The sequence below is a fragment of the Paenibacillus sp. EKM212P genome (assembly GCF_011066115.1).
GTDB lineage: Bacteria > Bacillota > Bacilli > Paenibacillales > Paenibacillaceae > Paenibacillus > Paenibacillus polymyxa_B.
This window is the reverse complement of the sequence record NZ_JAAMNR010000001.1, coordinates 485,351-500,839: the sequence shown is the minus strand read 5'-3', so window position 1 is coordinate 500,839 and position 15,489 is coordinate 485,351. Positions and strand designations below refer to the sequence as shown.

The window sequence follows — 15,489 nt, the reverse complement described above, 5'->3', positions numbered from 1 at the left end:
GCGGAGGAGATGGAAGTATGGAACTGCAAAATATGGCCTCTTGGGTGAGTTCCGCTGAAGCGATTGATCAAGCAGATACGCCTGAATCGCTAAGGCAGGCCAGGGTCGACTCTCAAAAATGGCTGCTGGCTTCCCAAGCCTCCGCTCCGTTATCAGACTGGTTACGAACGGCGAATGAAATGCATGACCGCATCGCGGCCAGAGCTGTACAAATGTGTGAAAAAGGGATGGTTGAGGATGGCTTCGGCCCTCCTCCCGTCCCTTATGCATTTATAGCCTTTGGAAGTATGGGGCGCTCGGAATCGACGCTGTGGAGTGACCAGGATAACGGTATGATTATCAGTGACACAATATCTGCTGATAAAGAATTGTATTTTAGAGAGTTTGGTCGCAGAGTGTCTGCGATGTTAGAGTATTTGGGATATCCCAAATGTGAGGGGAAAGTAATGTGCTCGGAGCCGTTTTGGCGCCAAACATTGTCTGGATGGCAAGAACAGCTAACAAAATGGTCGGACGATTTTGCTTGGGAGCCGATCCGTTATCTGATTATCTCGTCTGATATGAGGCATATCGCTGGAGATGAACAATTATCTGCAAACTGGAAACGAAGTTTCTATGAGCTGTTCCGAAAACATCCTGATTTACCCTCGGCGGTACTTCGGAACACGGTGAGGCATAAAGCGACACTTAATATTTTAGGTCAGATTGTTACCGAGCGCTTCGGTGAGCATGCGGGCGATTTTGATGTGAAATACGGGTTGTACATTCCGCTGGTGAACGCAGTCCGTTTTTTGGCGTTGCAACATGGTGTAGAGGAAACCTCCACCCTCAAAAGGCTCAGTCGTCTCGCATCATTGGAAGCGGCGCCGTTGCCTTTGCTCGATGCTTGCGAGCGAGCCTTTCGGATCGCGCTTCAGCTTCGAATGGCTACTCCGGTGAAGAAGAATGATGGATTGCTGGTCAGCAATGGCTACCTGGCTGTAAAGCCGCTGAAACAAAGTAAAGGCTGGCATGAGTTGCGCGAGGCGCTTTCGACAGTACGGCGGCTACATCGAGCGTTGCAAAGGCAGTTGCGATTTATGGAAGGGAGAAGGTCATGAAGGAACCAGCGCAGGGAAGTGGCTTCTGGAGCGCTCTCCGCAGAGGAGGAGTGCCGTCTGCGATCGCATCTGTAATGGGGGCTCCTACGGCTCAGCAGATGGCTTTTATTCGCTCCTTAACCCGGGAGCAACGGCGCTCTGAAGTATTGCGGACCCCGCTGGATCGTTTGGAGACGGTAGTTTTTGATCTGGAGACAACGGGATTTTCAGCACAGCATGGAGATGAGATTTTATCGTTCGGGGCGATTCGGGTTGTCGGGGACATGATTATGGAAAAAGAGCAGTTTTATACGCTTGTTAATCCACGGACTGTGATTCCTGAGCATATTACCGAGCTAACTGGGATTACCCGGGAAATGACGGATGAAGCTCCACCGCTTATGAACGGACTGCACGACTTTATGTCCTTTGTAGGTGGGCGAGTACTTGTGGCACATGCTAGCGCTCATGACAAGGCCTTTTTGAATGCTGCGTTATGGAAAACATCTAAAGTTCAATTGACTCACCGTGTTCTGGATACGATGATGCTTGCCAAATGGCTTGAGCCACAGCAACATCAAACTTACAGTTTGGATGAATTGTTGACCTATCAATCCATTCCGATTGAAGGGCGGCACCATGCGTTAGAGGATGCGAAAATGACGGCTAAGCTGTGGGTTGCGTATGTTCAGGAAATGTTGAAGCGTAATGTGACCAATTTGGCAGATGTCTACGCGCATTTAAGTCATGCCTGATTCAGTACAAGGCATAGCATAAAAACAGCAAGTTCGCGATTTCGTGGGTTTGCTGTTTTTTTGCGTCCTGTTCAGATTTAGAAGGTTAGAGGTGGGAACAGTATGGGCATCCTATGGAGAAGGTAAGGGTTATTTAGACGAAAGACAGGTGATAAGACTGTGAAAAGATTTCTTTTCATCAGAGCGATGGTTATGCTGGTTGTGGTTGGGGCTTCGTGGGGAGTTATTGAAAACACAACTTATGCAGTAAACCTGTCCATGGAAAATGCACCATTAAAAGAGGAATACGGTAGAGAAAGACTTGAAGCTGAGAAAGAGGTAGAGGATGAAACAGCAGATGCGGTAGAGGTAATGAAAAAGATAAAGCCTGGGCAGCGGCTTCCTTCTATGATTTTAAAGGGATTAAACGGCAAGACCTACGATGTAGGGGCCACGCGCAATAAAGCTTTGGTTATTAGCTTTTGGGCTTCGTGGTGCGATCCGTGCCGATTAGAAGCGCCTATGCTGAATGAGTTGTATAGTAAGTACAAAGATGATGTGGATGTGTATGGTATCAATGTAACTCGCTATGATCGATTGGAGGATGTACAGAAGTTTTCCCGCTCTTTGGCTCTCCAATTTCCCATTTTACTTGATGAGCAAGGAGCATTGTTTGAACGATTTGGAGGGGTAGCTTTTCCAACCCATGTAATGGTTGATCATCATGGACAGGTCCGCGAAATCATAATCGGCATGCTCAGTGAGCAGGAGTTGGAACGCAAAATAGAAACTCTTGAAAAAAAGAAGGTGTCTTTGGGAGCCGAGTAGACCCCAAAGACACCTTATAAGCTCATGCGAGCACCTGATTAGTGATTAACTAATCCGTGATGAGTAAGCTCTGTCTGATCGTTTTTTGGAGTCGGTGCTTCCAATAATGCGTAACGGAAACTGTCCAAGAGAGCTTCCCAGCTGGCTTCAATTACATTTTCGGATACGCCTACGTTACTCCAGACGTCCTCATAATTTTTAGACTCAATGAGCACACGTACCTTGGCGGCGGTGGCATCCTTTTCGTCAAGCACACGTACCTTGTAGTCAGCCAAATGCATGTCCCGCAAGGCAGGGAAATATTGAGAAAGAGCCTTGCGGAGTGCGTTATCGAGCGCGTTGACAGGACCGTTACCTTCAGCTGCGGTATAGACACTCGTCCCTGCGACATTCAGTTTCAAAAATGCCTCGGATACGACCGGGCGGCCGGCAGTTTTCTCTACCAGCACTTTGAAGGATTCAAAAGAGAACATTTCCTTCACTTCACCACCTGCTTCACGAATGAGCAGTTCCAACGAAGCATCCGCGCCTTCAAACTGGTACCCCTGATGCTCCAGTTCCTTGATGCGGCTAATTACGCCACGTGCCTCATCACTAGATGGGTCAAGGGTGATGCCCAGCTCTTGCGCTTTGGATACCACGTTGCTTTGCCCAGCCAGTTCGGAGACCAAGACCCGCTGCTTGTTCCCCACGAGTTCAGGAGCGATGTGCTCATAAGTTCGCGAGTCGCGCAGAATGGCTGACACGTGGATGCCCCCCTTATGGGCAAAAGCTGCATTGCCTACATAAGGCTGGTTCACAGGCATATTGACGTTGGCGACTTCGCTCACAAAGCGGGCTGTATTGTGGAGTTGATTTAACTTCTCAGTATCTAGACAGTCGTAGCCCAGTTTGAGCTGCAAATTAGGAATGACGGAGCACAGGTTAGCGTTACCACACCGTTCACCGTAGCCGTTGATGGTACCCTGAACCTGCCTTGCGCCTGCTTGTACAGCACTTAGAGAGTTCGCTACTGCCAATTCGCAGTCATTGTGTGTATGAATACCCAACTGCGACCTCGTTATCTGGCTTTGCAGCATAGTGACAATTTCCTGAATCTCATGCGGTAGGGTACCGCCGTTTGTATCGCACATCACGAGCCAATCCGCGCCTGCTTCTTCTGCTTTTTTCATAACGGCGATTGCATACTCGGGGTTGTTTTTATATCCGTCAAAAAAATGTTCGGCATCAAAAATAACCTCCATGCCCCCTTGCTTTAAAAAGGCGATGGAATCGTAAATCATAGACAGATTTTCCTCCAGTGTCGTCTGTAGGGCGGTGTGCACGTGAAAATCCCATGATTTACCCACAAGTGTAGCAGCCTGAGCGCCGGATTCCAGAATTCGTTGTAGATTGACATCCTGTGCTGCGATGCTATCTTTGCGGCGCGTGCTGCCGAAGGCGACAATCTTTGCCTGAAGGCCTAGCTCTTGTACCCGTTTGAAAAATTCGATATCCTTGCTGTTGCTTCCGGGAATCCCGCCTTCAATATAATGAACACCGAGATCATCGAGTTTTTTGGCGATTTTCAATTTGTCATCAGCAGACAAGCTAATTCCTTCTCCTTGAGTGCCGTCTCGCAGCGTTGTGTCAAAGATAGAAATAGCGGTGGACATGAGGGACTCCTCCTTTGCGGATTGCTCAGATTGGTGATGCTCTGCTTTTTTAAGCACATTAATTTAGTTATTTAACGCTTAAAAACAGGAAAGCGTTAGTTTGTCGTGTTCGTATGTTAGTCGATTATATCAACTTATGACTTCAATTGTAATATATAATTATCATTTTTAGCCGCAAAACCTTTATTTTTTATGTAAAATAGAAATAGCATTTAAGGGTATTTCAAGTATAAAATCAAAACACATATTCCCGCGATGACGGGTGAATTTACAGTTAAAAAGAAGGGTTGAGCATGAAAGATGTCAGTGCTTATTATCCGGCTGGTGGACGAGTTATTCTGCATGTGGATATGAATGCATTTTATTGTTCCGTTCATGCAGCGGAGGAGCCGGAGAAATATAAGGGACTGCCTACCGCAGTGGCAGGCAGTAGTGAGCTGCGCAAAGGTGTAATTGTAACCTGCTCATATGAAGCTCGACGATTGGGCATTTCAACAGGGATGGTCGTTCAGCAGGCTCGTCGGATCTGTCCGCAGCTCATCGTAATACAGCCTGATTTTCACTTGTATCGTCGTTATTCCAAGGCATTTATGAGTATTGCCTATTCATATACGCCTATGCTGGAAGCAACTTCAATTGATGAGTGCTATCTGGATATTTCTGGCTCCAAACAGTTTGGAACACCTATGGAAATTGCTGAGGAAATCCAGCGCAGAGTAGAGGACGAACTGGGTCTGCCCTGTTCAATTGGAGTTGCTCCCAACAAGTTGCTGGCCAAAATGGCCTCTGATCTGAAAAAACCACGCGGGATATCTATTCTACGTTTGCGTGATGTACCCAACATTTTGTGGAACCTTCCTTGTGGTCAATTGTTTGGTGTGGGCCGCAAAACGGCAGATAAGCTTCTACAAATGAACATTCGCACCATTGGACAACTAGCTAAGGCTGATGAGCATATGCTGGTTGGCGTATTTGGTGTGACGGGTTCGTGGTTAAAATTGGCCGCTAATGGGATTAACCATTCTCCAGTCAGCACTGAACGGGAGCCAAACAAGTCCATTGGTCACACGACTACCCTGCCTATGGATGTGGTAAAGCTGGAAGAAGCCCAACGGGTACTTCTTAACATTAGTGATCAGGTAGCCCGGCGGCTTCGACGACACGGTATGCTGGCAGGAGGTATACAATTGACGATTCGGACGCCGGATATGAAGACCTTTACGCGTTCTCAAGTCAGGAGCACTCCTACGGAAAGTGCAGAGGACATATATAAGGAAGCTTGTGCGTTGTATCGTCGCCATTGGGGAGAAGATAAGCCTGTGCGCTTGCTGGGGATTACGCTACAGCAGCTCATTCCAAAGGAGGAAGCGGCCGTTCAAATGGATCTATTTGAATACCAGGATCAGCCTAAGAAGGAAAGCTTATTGAAGACGATGGATGCACTGCGCGATAAGTTTGGTGAAAATGCAATTTTGACCGCTGGGATGCTGGGAGATGATCCTTCGGTACTTCTTCGCAACTCCAAGTTGCGCGGAACTTCGCTGCAAAAAGACAATCTACCAACTCCGGAGTGAACTTCTGGGTGATTTATTGCAAACATCAGAAGCTTACGTTATAAGTGTTTTTTGCATGAAGGATAAAGGAAAATAATTTGTAATAATATTGGGTTTGTATTAATATGTGAATAGAATGCAAAAGCTGGTTTGTTTGATTGTATAGGAGGAAGAGAAAAGTTATGGCTAAATACACTTGGGTAGAAAAAGATACATGCATTGCTTGCGGAGCGTGTGGCGCTACAGCACCAGACATTTATGATTATGATGATGAAGGTTTGGCAGAAGTGATCTTTGAAGGGGATGCAAACCAAGGCATCAAGGCGATCTCAGAAGATTTGTTTGATGATATGCAGGATGCTTGTGACGGTTGCCCTACAGATTCCATCAAAGTAGCAGACGAGCCGTTCAATAAAGAAGGTTAAGCGTAGGCTTCTTCGATAGGCACAGCACTGACAGCTCCCTTCGCCGTATAACGGTGAAAGTAAGCTGTTGGTGCTGTTTTTTTATGTGCTGTCCATCGAGTCTATTTTTGCCGATATACATAATAGGAAGTATGCAAGATTACACGATCAGGAGGATCCGATGAACCATTCGCCTCATCTTAAATCGTATGTAAAAAAACACCCTGATAATAAAATGGCCTGGTATTTACTCGGCAAAGAGTATGAGAGCAGCGGTCAGGAGGGCAAAGCAAATTATTGCTTTAATCGCGCAGGAGAAGTGTTCGAAGCCTTCGAGCATAAACAGATTCCGGCAGACGTATGGATGGAATATCAGGATAAACTGGTTCAGATGTCCAAGGAGAAGGAGCGAAGGACGGCTCGAACACGCCACCTGTTAACTGCGTTAATGGTACTACTGCTCATATGGGTTCCTTCAGCCAATTCACCGAGACCTTCAAATGAAAATGCATCTGTTCCATCTGGAACTGAGCAGGCAGCAATTGATAATATTGAAGTTACGAAAGTGGCCACTGCTGATCCGAAGGAGATGGCCCAGATCGGTGTGGTTGGTGGTGTGTTTACGGCTCAAGCTCGAAAAGGGAGTGGAGTTGGAACGGGGCTTACTGATTTGTTGGCTAAGACTAGCCGACTGCCGTCCAAGACTACAGTGTTGGGTATGGAGCAAGGGGGCTCATGGCTGCTCTGGAGAGAGGGTATGAAGCCCTTACTTAGTGTACAGAACAAAGGAAACGGTGGATTAGCTGTTCAGTCTTACGACGCCGCTGCGTGTGCTTGCAAGCCGTCAGACAGTGAAAATCTTCGCAAAGCAGGTCTAAAATGGGCTGCTGGACAGGAGGAATTAGCTGTGTTGAATAGCTCCATGCGTGCTTTTCGCTCACAGCATCAACGTCTTCCCCAGAGTCTTGATGAACTGACTCGAGACTTTCCCGCTAACACGATGTACGGTACGACAGACGGGATGAAGAAGGCTTTTACACCTATGCGTAATTTACTTGCTTCACCAGGACAGGGAACAGGGAAGGCAGTAGATTTAGACGCTGACTCGTCGGCCGAAAGCAGTCCATTACTGGCATCGTCATTGCACGGACGACCTTTTCTGGGGCAACCGCTGCGAATTGTGGTGGACAAATCCAAGCACAGGCTCGCCCTGGTAAGTGGCAATGTACTTATTCGAAATTATCCTATCGGTTTGGGCGGAGAAAGAACACCAGAAGGGAAGTTTGTGATTACCGATAAAGTAGTAAATCCGAACGGCAAATCCAACGGTGAGTTTGGCAGCCGTGGAATGCAACTGTCTGCAACGAATTATGCCATTCATGGCACGAACGAGCCGGACAGCATTGGCAAAAATGAGTCGTTGGGTTGCGTCCGAATGGGTAAAGAGGATGTGGAGGAATTGTTTGCACTCGTACCTTCGGGTACGGAGGTAGTTATTGGTAACGGGGGATTGCCTGATCAAGTGCTTGTGCCTGGTTCTCGATTTACAAGTGAGCCGCAGCATGACCAGACGAATCCCCGCAAAACCTATCACTGGCTAAATTAACGTTTTGATGCTATTGCTACTTGGTGTTTAACGATTTCCTGCTTGTGCTAAAACAATGACCAGAATAATCACAATGATGAGGAGAACAAAGCTGACGGCGGTCCATACAATCGCTTTCTTGTTCACCTCATCCTTTTTCTTTTGCAGACTAGGCGGCTTGCGCTTGGTCTTCATATCAGCAATCCCTCTTTTCTAACGGGCTAAGGTCTTGTCTTACTATGTCCATTGTAAATGGTTTGATTATACATTTTCAATGACATCTCCATGACAACTGAATTGTTCTGGAGCTACACCTCGCAAATTACTTTCTTTTTGGTATGGAAAAAGCTAAACTATTTTGTAGAGATGTTTTTTTAGGATTGTGCAAGGGCATAGAACGGAGTGGATGAATCGTGTTGTATCGAAGGATTGCGAAACCTGTTTTTTTTAAAATGAGTCCAGAGACGGCCCATCATGTAGTCATTGACGGCTTAAAACATGCGGGCTCATTCCCTGGTGGAGCAGCGACACTGCGAGGGATGTACGGAGTCAAGGAAACGGAGGATCTTGCCGTTGATCTGTTTGGCATTCATTTTCCCAACCCGATTGGACTGGCTGCAGGACTGGATAAAAATGCAGAAGCGGTTACTGGTTTTTCTTCCATCGGGTTTGGATTTATGGAAGTGGGAACGGTGACACCTGTGGGACAGCCCGGCAATGATCGGCCCCGGTTGTTCCGACTGCCTCCCGATGAGGCGTTAGTCAATCGGATGGGCTTTAACAATCTGGGTGCTGAGAGCATGGCCAAACGTCTGGCTGCACTCAAACATCGACCTGTTCCGGTCGCAGTTAATATCGGCAAAAATAAAATCACGCCCAATGAGGATGCTCATAAGGACTATGAAAAGTGTATTTCCGCACTGTATCCGTATGCGGACTTCTTTGTAGTGAATATTAGCTCGCCGAATACGCCGGATTTACGAAAGCTCCAGCATGGTAATGAACTGAAGTCGCTATTGGAAGCGGTTAGGGCAGAGATGGGAGTTCAGGCGAAAAAGTATGGCAATGCCAAGTCTGTACTGGTTAAAATTGCGCCAGATGTATCGGATGGGGAATTGGAATATATGACAGATGCGATTGCTGCCAGTGGAGTAGACGGCATTATTGCGACCAATACAACAATATCCAGAGCTGGTCTGACGCACCGAAATGCGAGTGAAACAGGAGGGCTGAGTGGTAAGCCGCTGCGTGACCGTTCCACAGAGGTCATCGGACGGGTGTACCGCCAGACGGAAGGTAAGCTGCCTATCATCGGATCGGGCGGCATCTTCACGAGTCGTGATGCCTATGACAAAATTAAAGCAGGCGCAAGCCTGATTGAAATTTATACAGCATTGATCTACGAAGGGCCGGAAGTAAATAGGGCTATACATGCTGGCCTGCGTGAGCTGCTTCGAAAGGACGGCTTTAGACACATTACCGAGGCTGTTGGTGCAGATCACAGATAAAAAAGCGTTGTCGGAAGAGACAGGAGGTACGGGGATGGACGGAAGAGACTGGGGAACATTTTTACTGCCATACGATCAGGCGGTGGAAGAGCTTAAGGTCAAGTTCAAAACAATGCGTGCGGAGCTGAAAAAGCGCGAGGAATACGCTCCTATCGAATTCGTAACCGGACGGGTTAAAAAAATATCAAGCATCCTCGATAAGGCAAAGAGATTACAGGTTCCTTCTGATCAGCTGGAGACGGGAATCGAGGATATTGCAGGCATTCGCATTATGTGTCAATTTGTAGAGGATATTCGGCGGGTGGCCGAATATATCAGAAGACGTAAGGATTTGACCGTACTGTATGAAAAGGACTATATCACCAATTATAAAGACAGCGGCTATCGCAGCTTTCATATGATTGTGGAGTATCCGGTTCAAACCGCAGTGGGGCTGAAGATTGTGCTGGCAGAAATTCAAATCCGTACTTTGGCTATGAATTTTTGGGCAACCATAGAGCATTCTCTTAGCTATAAGTATCGTGAAAGCTTGCCTGATAATATGCGCACACGATTGAAAAAGGCAGCTGAGGCAGCCTTTGTATTGGATAATGAGATGTCTTCTATGCGTCTTGAAATATTGGAAGCGCAGAAAAAGTTCGAGGATGAAGCCAATATCGTTTCTAAAGTGCTAACAGGTATGCACCGGCTGTATTTCTACCATAAGATCAGTGAAACGATTGATGCGCAGCGCAGATTTAATGAACTGTGGGAACGGCACGACATGGAAGGAATCAAGCTGCTTCACGATGAGGTCAAAGAGATGCTAGAAGCCTCTACCAAGGAAGAAGACAGGGATGAGTATTAAATGGAAAACCTTTCCTACGAACCGCTGTACGTGACTTATTTGGTATACTTCAATCGGGATCGGGATTACTTTGAATGTCATGAGGTACTGGAAGAGCTGTGGCTTAAGCTGGACCGTGACCCTGTATATAAAGGCTTGCTGCAAGTTGCTGTAGGACTGTATCATTTCCGGAATGGTAACTATCGTGGTGGACATATGATGCTGAATAGTGCGGTCCACAGGCTGGAGTATGCTCCTTCGCAGGCGCTGGGCATTAATATGGCGAAGCTGGTGGACGAGGCGCGCGTTTGCGCCCGTCAGCTTGCTGAAGCAGTTATGACCGGTACGGAAGAGCTTCAGCACCAACCGCCGGTTTATCGGGATTTGACGATAGAAATCGTCGAGCCCGGGCTGCGCCGGGCCGTGGAGAAGGCATCGTCGTCCATTCCAGTCAACATCCCGCAGCAGAGAGGTCCTCGGCGTGGGGAAAAGCATGAGCAGCGTCAGCAGGCGCTGGCAGCTTCAATTAGGCGAAGACAGGCAACTGGAGGCTCAGGCTCTGTCTCGGCGGAAACGAAGGATGCGCCTTGAGTTTGAAGCACATGCACATGATAAGCAAGCAGCCCGATCCGTTTCATGGGGATCGGGCTGCTTTATCGTTTCAGGTGTGTGAACGTTTGACTAGGAGGTTACGTTCTTTTTATATTTCTCAAAGAAGGCTTTGAAATCGTCGAGTGTGTACCCATTGTCCGAAGGACTTTCCTTCAACCCGCCTACCATACGTTCCTTTTCCACGCCTTTTTCGTAATAAATGAGCGTAGGGGTATACTCAATCTTATACTTGTCCCAGCCATCCTCATACTCACGCAGGTTAAATTCGTGCATCGTAATGTTCTCCTGCTTGCTCAAAGGCAAGAGCTTAGGGGTAGTGGCGCGGCAATGCACACAGTCGGACGCGAAATGATAGACGAAGAAGTTTTCCTTTTTGTCAATTTTACTCTGTAGATCTTCCGGCTTAATAATTTGCTGATAGTTCGGGTCATTTAACAGCTCTTGAGTAGCAGGATTTAACGAGGCTGTGGAAACGCCATACAGCTTGTTTTTAGTGCCTGAATTTAAAGCGAGCAGCACTCCAAGCAAAATGACCAGCACAACAAAAAAGCCGATGACAGGTATAAGCTTTTTTTTGTTGGATTTTTGTGCGTTCAATGCAATCTCTCCTATCAAAATTCAAAATATGTAGCTATGAATCTCATTATTATACAACATTACAGCTTGTAGTGAAAGTTCGTAAATCACACCGATATTGCAGGATAACAGGTTGAATATGGTACAATAAAATTTATTTTAAAAGGACAGGATGATTACGATTATGGGTGTACAGCTCCCCACAGCATTTGTAAAGCGCATGGAGCAACTGCTCGGCGACGAATTTGAAGCATTTATGACCGCCTATGACCACACGCCCCATTCCGGGATTCGCGTCAATACGTTAAAAATTCCGGTGGAGGACTTTAAGGAACGTTCTCCGTTTGAACTGCGGCCAATTCCATGGTGTGCCACGGGTTTTTACATTCCGCACGGTACGAAACCGGGGTTACATCCTTACTACCATGCGGGACTGTACTATATACAGGAACCGAGTGCAATGTCTCCGGTTGATCTGCTCAATGTAGCTCAAGATGAAGCTGTATTGGACTTGTGCGCCGCACCGGGCGGGAAATCGACCCAAATAGCTGCCAAACTACAAGGAAGCGGCGTATTGGTGACAAATGATATTAGCGCGGACCGAACCAAAGCGTTGGCTAAAAATGTGGAATTGTACGGTGTGCGTAATGCCGTGGTACTGAATGAAAGCCCGGATCGAATCGCCGATGCCTTTCCTCATTTTTTTGACAAGATACTAATTGACGCACCTTGCTCGGGAGAAGGTATGTTCCGCAAAGATGAGGATATGGCAAAACAATGGGAAACGCATTCGGTGGATAAATGTGTAGTCATGCAACGGGACATTTTGCGTGTAGCGGCCTCGATGCTGAGCACAGGAGGGAGAATTGTCTATTCGACCTGCACCTTTGCGCCAGAAGAAAATGAAGGAATGATCGCAGAATTTCTGGAGGCTCATCCCGATTTTGACGTAGTCCTTGTTCCATCGGAAGCAGGTTTTGCACCAGGCCACCCGGAATGGATGAGTGAAGAGGTAGCGGCATCACACCCCGAACTGCGGGGAACAGCACGCCTTTGGCCGCATCTCGTAGAGGGAGAAGGCCATTTTATCGCTGTGTTGCAACACCAGGGTGGTCGTGTCACTGGGACTGAAGATCACACTGAATCCGGGGATTTGACTCAATTTGAGGGCAAGAATGACAGGGCATTGAACATAGATGCAGCGTATCCACGGAAAAAGCAGTTTTTGTCCGTCAAGGAAGCACTGACGCCAAGCGGTCAAGGAAGACATGCGACTGGTGAGCCTAAACGAAGTGGAAAAGGAATGGATGGGAAGTCCGGTAAAGGAAAGTCCGCGCGCGGCTTGGGTGGTAATAAGTCTCGTTCTGGCAAAGAGAATGTAAAATCCGCTGCACGCTCCCCACAAGATGTGGTGGAGTCCTATCACCAATTTGTGAAGGATCAGCTGGAGGTGTCCTTTACAGGCTATACGGTGGTCTATGGAGATCGTATTTATCAGTCGCCATTGGCATCCCATCGTTTGGACGGCCTTAAGGTGGTGCGACCAGGCTGGTTTATGGGTACCGACAAGAATGGTCGCTTTGTGCCTTCACACCCGCTGGCGGTAGCATTACGCCCTTCAGAGGCGGCTAGAAGCATCAATCTCTCCAGTTCAGATGCTGAGGCCATCCGCTATTTAAAAGGGGAGACCTTGTCCATCCCCGTTGAGAGAATGGCACTGCGGAACGAAGTCCAGCCCAAAGGCTATACTCTCGTGTGCATTGATGGTTATTCGGCTGGGTGGGGCAAATGGCAGGACGGCATGCTCAAAAATGAATACCCTACAGGCTGGAGGTGGACATCGGTATGAGTGGAAAAGGGAGACAAACGCAACGTTTGGATAAAGTTTTGACCCATATGGGATATGGCTCCCGTAGTGATATCAAGCGACAGGTGAAGCAAGGGATGATCACGGTAAACGGGAGGATCACCAAGGATAGCGGCTTACAGGTTCATCCATACCAGGATCAGATTGAAGTGAACGGGGAACGTGTTGTTTTTCGGGAGTATATTTACATCATGCTGCACAAGCCACCGGGCGTTATATCTGCAACCGAAGATACAAGGGAGCGGACGGTGCTGGATTTGCTGAGCGCGGAGGAACGACACTTTGAGCCTTTTCCAGTTGGACGCTTAGACAAAGATACAGAAGGGCTATTGTTGTTGACCAACGACGGTAAGCTAGCGCACGAACTACTTTCTCCACGGCGGCATGTCCCTAAAACGTATGAGGCTACCGTGTCGGGTGATGTCACGGAGGAGGATATTCATCAATTTACAGCAGGGGTGGAACTGGATGATGGGTATGTTACCCTTCCTGCACAGTTGACCATTCTTCGCCATGAACATCCGCACCAGGCAGATGGGGAAGTCATTTCTTATATTTCACTTGTAATCCATGAGGGGAAGTTTCATCAAGTAAAGCGTATGTTCGAGGCGGTTGGTAAAAAGGTGACCTATTTAAAAAGAACGGCCATGGGCCCATTGAAGCTGGATGAACAGCTTCCAATGGGCAGCTATCGAGAGCTGACTAGCGAAGAATTGTCATGGATCGGCCGGGATATAGCATCTGCAACGTCAGAAGTTTGATGGGCAGATTAAATATAAATGATGCACAGGCTCTTATGAGATTCCTGTGCGTCATTTTATGATATAGACAACCAGACAGAGAATTATTCAAACTCAACGTTCACACTGAATCGCAGTTTACTAATTATTGTGCGCGTGCTGCCCGACTCTTTTTCACATCGGCTGCTGTATAAGCTGTAACCTTGTTTTTACCTGTCGTTTTGGATATGTACATCGCTTGATCGGCCTGCTTGACCAGTTCATCCGGGTTCATTTCCTTCTTCACTGTACTGTGTCCGACACTGATGGTGACAATGCTTTCTTCCGCGACCCGCTCGCGGATACGTTCTGCGACATGTCCAACCTTGGCACGTCGATCCACAACCATTGCGACCAGTTCCTCGCCACCGTATCGTCCGGTCAGTCCGATTTCATCCAGTTCATCCTCCATAATCTGTGCCACCTGTTTGAGTACTTCATCCGCACGAGCATGGCCCTGCGTATCATTCAGCTTTTTGAAATTGTCAATATCGCAAAAAATGACCGACACGCGGATTCCTTGTTCCATATATCGCCGTAGTCGTCCCGAAAAATATTTACGGTTATATAGCCCTGTCAGGCCATCGGTGATGGAAGAACGGTAAATCCTTTGGAGCAGCTCCACAATCCGTTCAAACAGGATGAGGAATAACGTAGTGTAGTACAGCAATGGTAAAAATGACATATATAGGACTGTGTTTGATCTTCCAGCTTCTTCAGGGATGTCATTTCGCAGCCACAAATAGCCAAGCCAGAGCAAATACATGAATAAGCCCGCTACATACTTCTTTGGCTGTCCGATTCGTGGGGTGATGAACACAAGGCTCAGTATAAGTACCAGTACTCGATAAAACAGAGTGAACCCAACCAGTTTCGCTGCGCTGATCCAAGCGGGCAACAAACCTGCAGTCCAGGCAATAACCGGCAATATCAATAACGCACCCAGCAGCAGCAAGGTCCATGTCTGCAAGCGTTTCAGCTTCCGGTAGAGTTGAAATACGGCGGCATTGATGAGCACGAAGGCAGACGCCTCCAGCACATTTTTCCACACGATTCCTTGGAGTTGCATCTTGCCTCCACCTGCTGAATAGAGATTCATGGCTTCATATGTCATAATAATAATAGCGGCAACCGAAAAAAGGATATAGGCTTTTTTTCGTTGTCTGCTATATATGATCACGCACATCAGTGCCATCATGAGTATAATATACAAACCGCAGGCTGCAATTACGGCCCCGGCCAGAGATGGGAAACCCAAGGTTCCCGATAAGGACAACAACGTCAACATCACCGACTCCATTTGCCAAAATAGTCAATCTATTGAACGGTTGATATCGTTCCGATACAATAGACAGGATTTATCCTATTTAAAATGTTATAATTTTCTTTTGTGACTAACATTTATTCTCAATATATCATCTTTCAGAAAATCCGGAAACCTATACATACAATCTGTGATCCGGGCAGTTTAATGCTTGAAAGG

15 protein-coding genes are annotated in these 15,489 nt (G+C 47.3%); 11 read left to right on the top strand and 4 right to left on the bottom strand.

Going from position 1 to position 15,489, the window contains the following annotated elements:
- Positions 1 to 17: 17 nt before the first annotated feature.
- The 3 genes from G9G54_RS02335 to G9G54_RS02325 all read left to right on the top strand — a co-directional run bounded on the left by G9G54_RS02335 (position 18) and on the right by G9G54_RS02325 (position 2,641).
- Entirely contained in the window at positions 18 to 1,100 is a 1,083-nt protein-coding gene (locus G9G54_RS02335; protein WP_165175835.1) for a DUF294 nucleotidyltransferase-like domain-containing protein, read from the top strand.
- Entirely contained in the window at positions 1,097 to 1,834 is a 738-nt protein-coding gene (locus G9G54_RS02330) for an exonuclease domain-containing protein (protein WP_061828597.1), read from the top strand. The genes G9G54_RS02335 and G9G54_RS02330 overlap by 4 nt, the downstream gene beginning before the upstream one ends.
- Positions 1,835 to 1,993: 159 nt before the next feature.
- Positions 1,994 to 2,641 (top strand): TlpA family protein disulfide reductase, encoded by a 648-nt coding sequence (locus tag G9G54_RS02325; RefSeq protein ID WP_165175833.1) that lies wholly within the window; start codon positions 1,994 to 1,996, stop codon positions 2,639 to 2,641.
- Positions 2,642 to 2,679: 38 nt separating this feature from the next.
- Here G9G54_RS02325 and cimA read toward each other — a convergent pair whose 3' ends face one another.
- Positions 2,680 to 4,296: a citramalate synthase gene (gene cimA / locus G9G54_RS02320; RefSeq protein ID WP_165175831.1), complete on the bottom strand. Its 1,617-nt coding sequence runs from the start codon at positions 4,294 to 4,296 to the stop codon at positions 2,680 to 2,682.
- A 293-nt stretch (positions 4,297 to 4,589) separates the two neighbouring features.
- Here cimA and G9G54_RS02315 point away from each other — a divergent pair, with 293 nt between their 5' ends.
- The 3 genes from G9G54_RS02315 to G9G54_RS02305 all read left to right on the top strand — a co-directional run bounded on the left by G9G54_RS02315 (position 4,590) and on the right by G9G54_RS02305 (position 7,859).
- Positions 4,590 to 5,870 carry a DNA polymerase IV gene (locus G9G54_RS02315; RefSeq protein ID WP_023988030.1) on the top strand — a complete coding sequence of 427 codons (1,281 nt, stop codon included), beginning with the start codon at positions 4,590 to 4,592 and terminating at the stop codon, positions 5,868 to 5,870.
- Positions 5,871 to 6,031: 161 nt separating this feature from the next.
- The gene (locus G9G54_RS02310) at positions 6,032 to 6,274 is read left to right on the top strand and encodes a ferredoxin (protein WP_013309730.1); all 243 of its coding nucleotides are present in this window, start codon (positions 6,032 to 6,034) and stop codon (positions 6,272 to 6,274) included.
- Positions 6,275 to 6,434: 160 nt separating this feature from the next.
- Positions 6,435 to 7,859, top strand: coding sequence for a L,D-transpeptidase (locus G9G54_RS02305; RefSeq protein WP_165175830.1), 1,425 nt, complete (start codon positions 6,435 to 6,437; stop codon positions 7,857 to 7,859).
- Between the two features lie 27 nt (positions 7,860 to 7,886).
- Here G9G54_RS02305 and G9G54_RS02300 read toward each other — a convergent pair whose 3' ends face one another.
- Positions 7,887 to 8,033, bottom strand: coding sequence for a hypothetical protein (locus G9G54_RS02300; RefSeq protein WP_023988033.1), 147 nt, complete (start codon positions 8,031 to 8,033; stop codon positions 7,887 to 7,889).
- 218 nt (positions 8,034 to 8,251) lie between these two features.
- Here G9G54_RS02300 and G9G54_RS02295 point away from each other — a divergent pair, with 218 nt between their 5' ends.
- The 3 genes from G9G54_RS02295 to G9G54_RS02285 are packed head-to-tail and all read left to right on the top strand — an operon-like array spanning position 8,252 to position 10,763.
- Positions 8,252 to 9,346 (top strand): quinone-dependent dihydroorotate dehydrogenase, encoded by a 1,095-nt coding sequence (locus tag G9G54_RS02295; RefSeq protein WP_165175828.1) that lies wholly within the window; start codon positions 8,252 to 8,254, stop codon positions 9,344 to 9,346.
- A gap of 34 nt (positions 9,347 to 9,380) precedes the next feature.
- Entirely contained in the window at positions 9,381 to 10,193 is an 813-nt protein-coding gene (locus tag G9G54_RS02290; protein WP_023988035.1) for a GTP pyrophosphokinase, read from the top strand.
- The gene (locus G9G54_RS02285; protein ID WP_165175827.1) at positions 10,194 to 10,763 is read left to right on the top strand and encodes a DUF309 domain-containing protein; all 570 of its coding nucleotides are present in this window, start codon (positions 10,194 to 10,196) and stop codon (positions 10,761 to 10,763) included.
- A 90-nt stretch (positions 10,764 to 10,853) separates the two neighbouring features.
- Here G9G54_RS02285 and G9G54_RS02280 read toward each other — a convergent pair whose 3' ends face one another.
- Positions 10,854 to 11,381 carry a thioredoxin family protein gene (locus tag G9G54_RS02280; RefSeq protein WP_013309735.1) on the bottom strand — a complete coding sequence of 176 codons (528 nt, stop codon included), beginning with the start codon at positions 11,379 to 11,381 and terminating at the stop codon, positions 10,854 to 10,856.
- A 163-nt stretch (positions 11,382 to 11,544) separates the two neighbouring features.
- Between G9G54_RS02280 and G9G54_RS02275 the strand changes: the two genes are divergently transcribed.
- Together G9G54_RS02275 and G9G54_RS02270 are read left to right on the top strand one after the other, a co-directional pair.
- The gene (locus tag G9G54_RS02275; RefSeq protein WP_165175825.1) at positions 11,545 to 13,209 is read left to right on the top strand and encodes an RsmB/NOP family class I SAM-dependent RNA methyltransferase; all 1,665 of its coding nucleotides are present in this window, start codon (positions 11,545 to 11,547) and stop codon (positions 13,207 to 13,209) included.
- On the top strand, positions 13,206 to 13,988 hold the full coding sequence (locus tag G9G54_RS02270) for a pseudouridine synthase (RefSeq protein ID WP_165175823.1): 783 nt from the start codon (positions 13,206 to 13,208) through the stop codon (positions 13,986 to 13,988). The genes G9G54_RS02275 and G9G54_RS02270 overlap by 4 nt, the downstream gene beginning before the upstream one ends.
- A 124-nt stretch (positions 13,989 to 14,112) precedes the next feature.
- Here G9G54_RS02270 and G9G54_RS02265 read toward each other — a convergent pair whose 3' ends face one another.
- Positions 14,113 to 15,294, bottom strand: coding sequence for a GGDEF domain-containing protein (locus G9G54_RS02265; protein ID WP_165175821.1), 1,182 nt, complete (start codon positions 15,292 to 15,294; stop codon positions 14,113 to 14,115).
- Between the last annotated feature and the right edge of the window lie 195 nt (positions 15,295 to 15,489).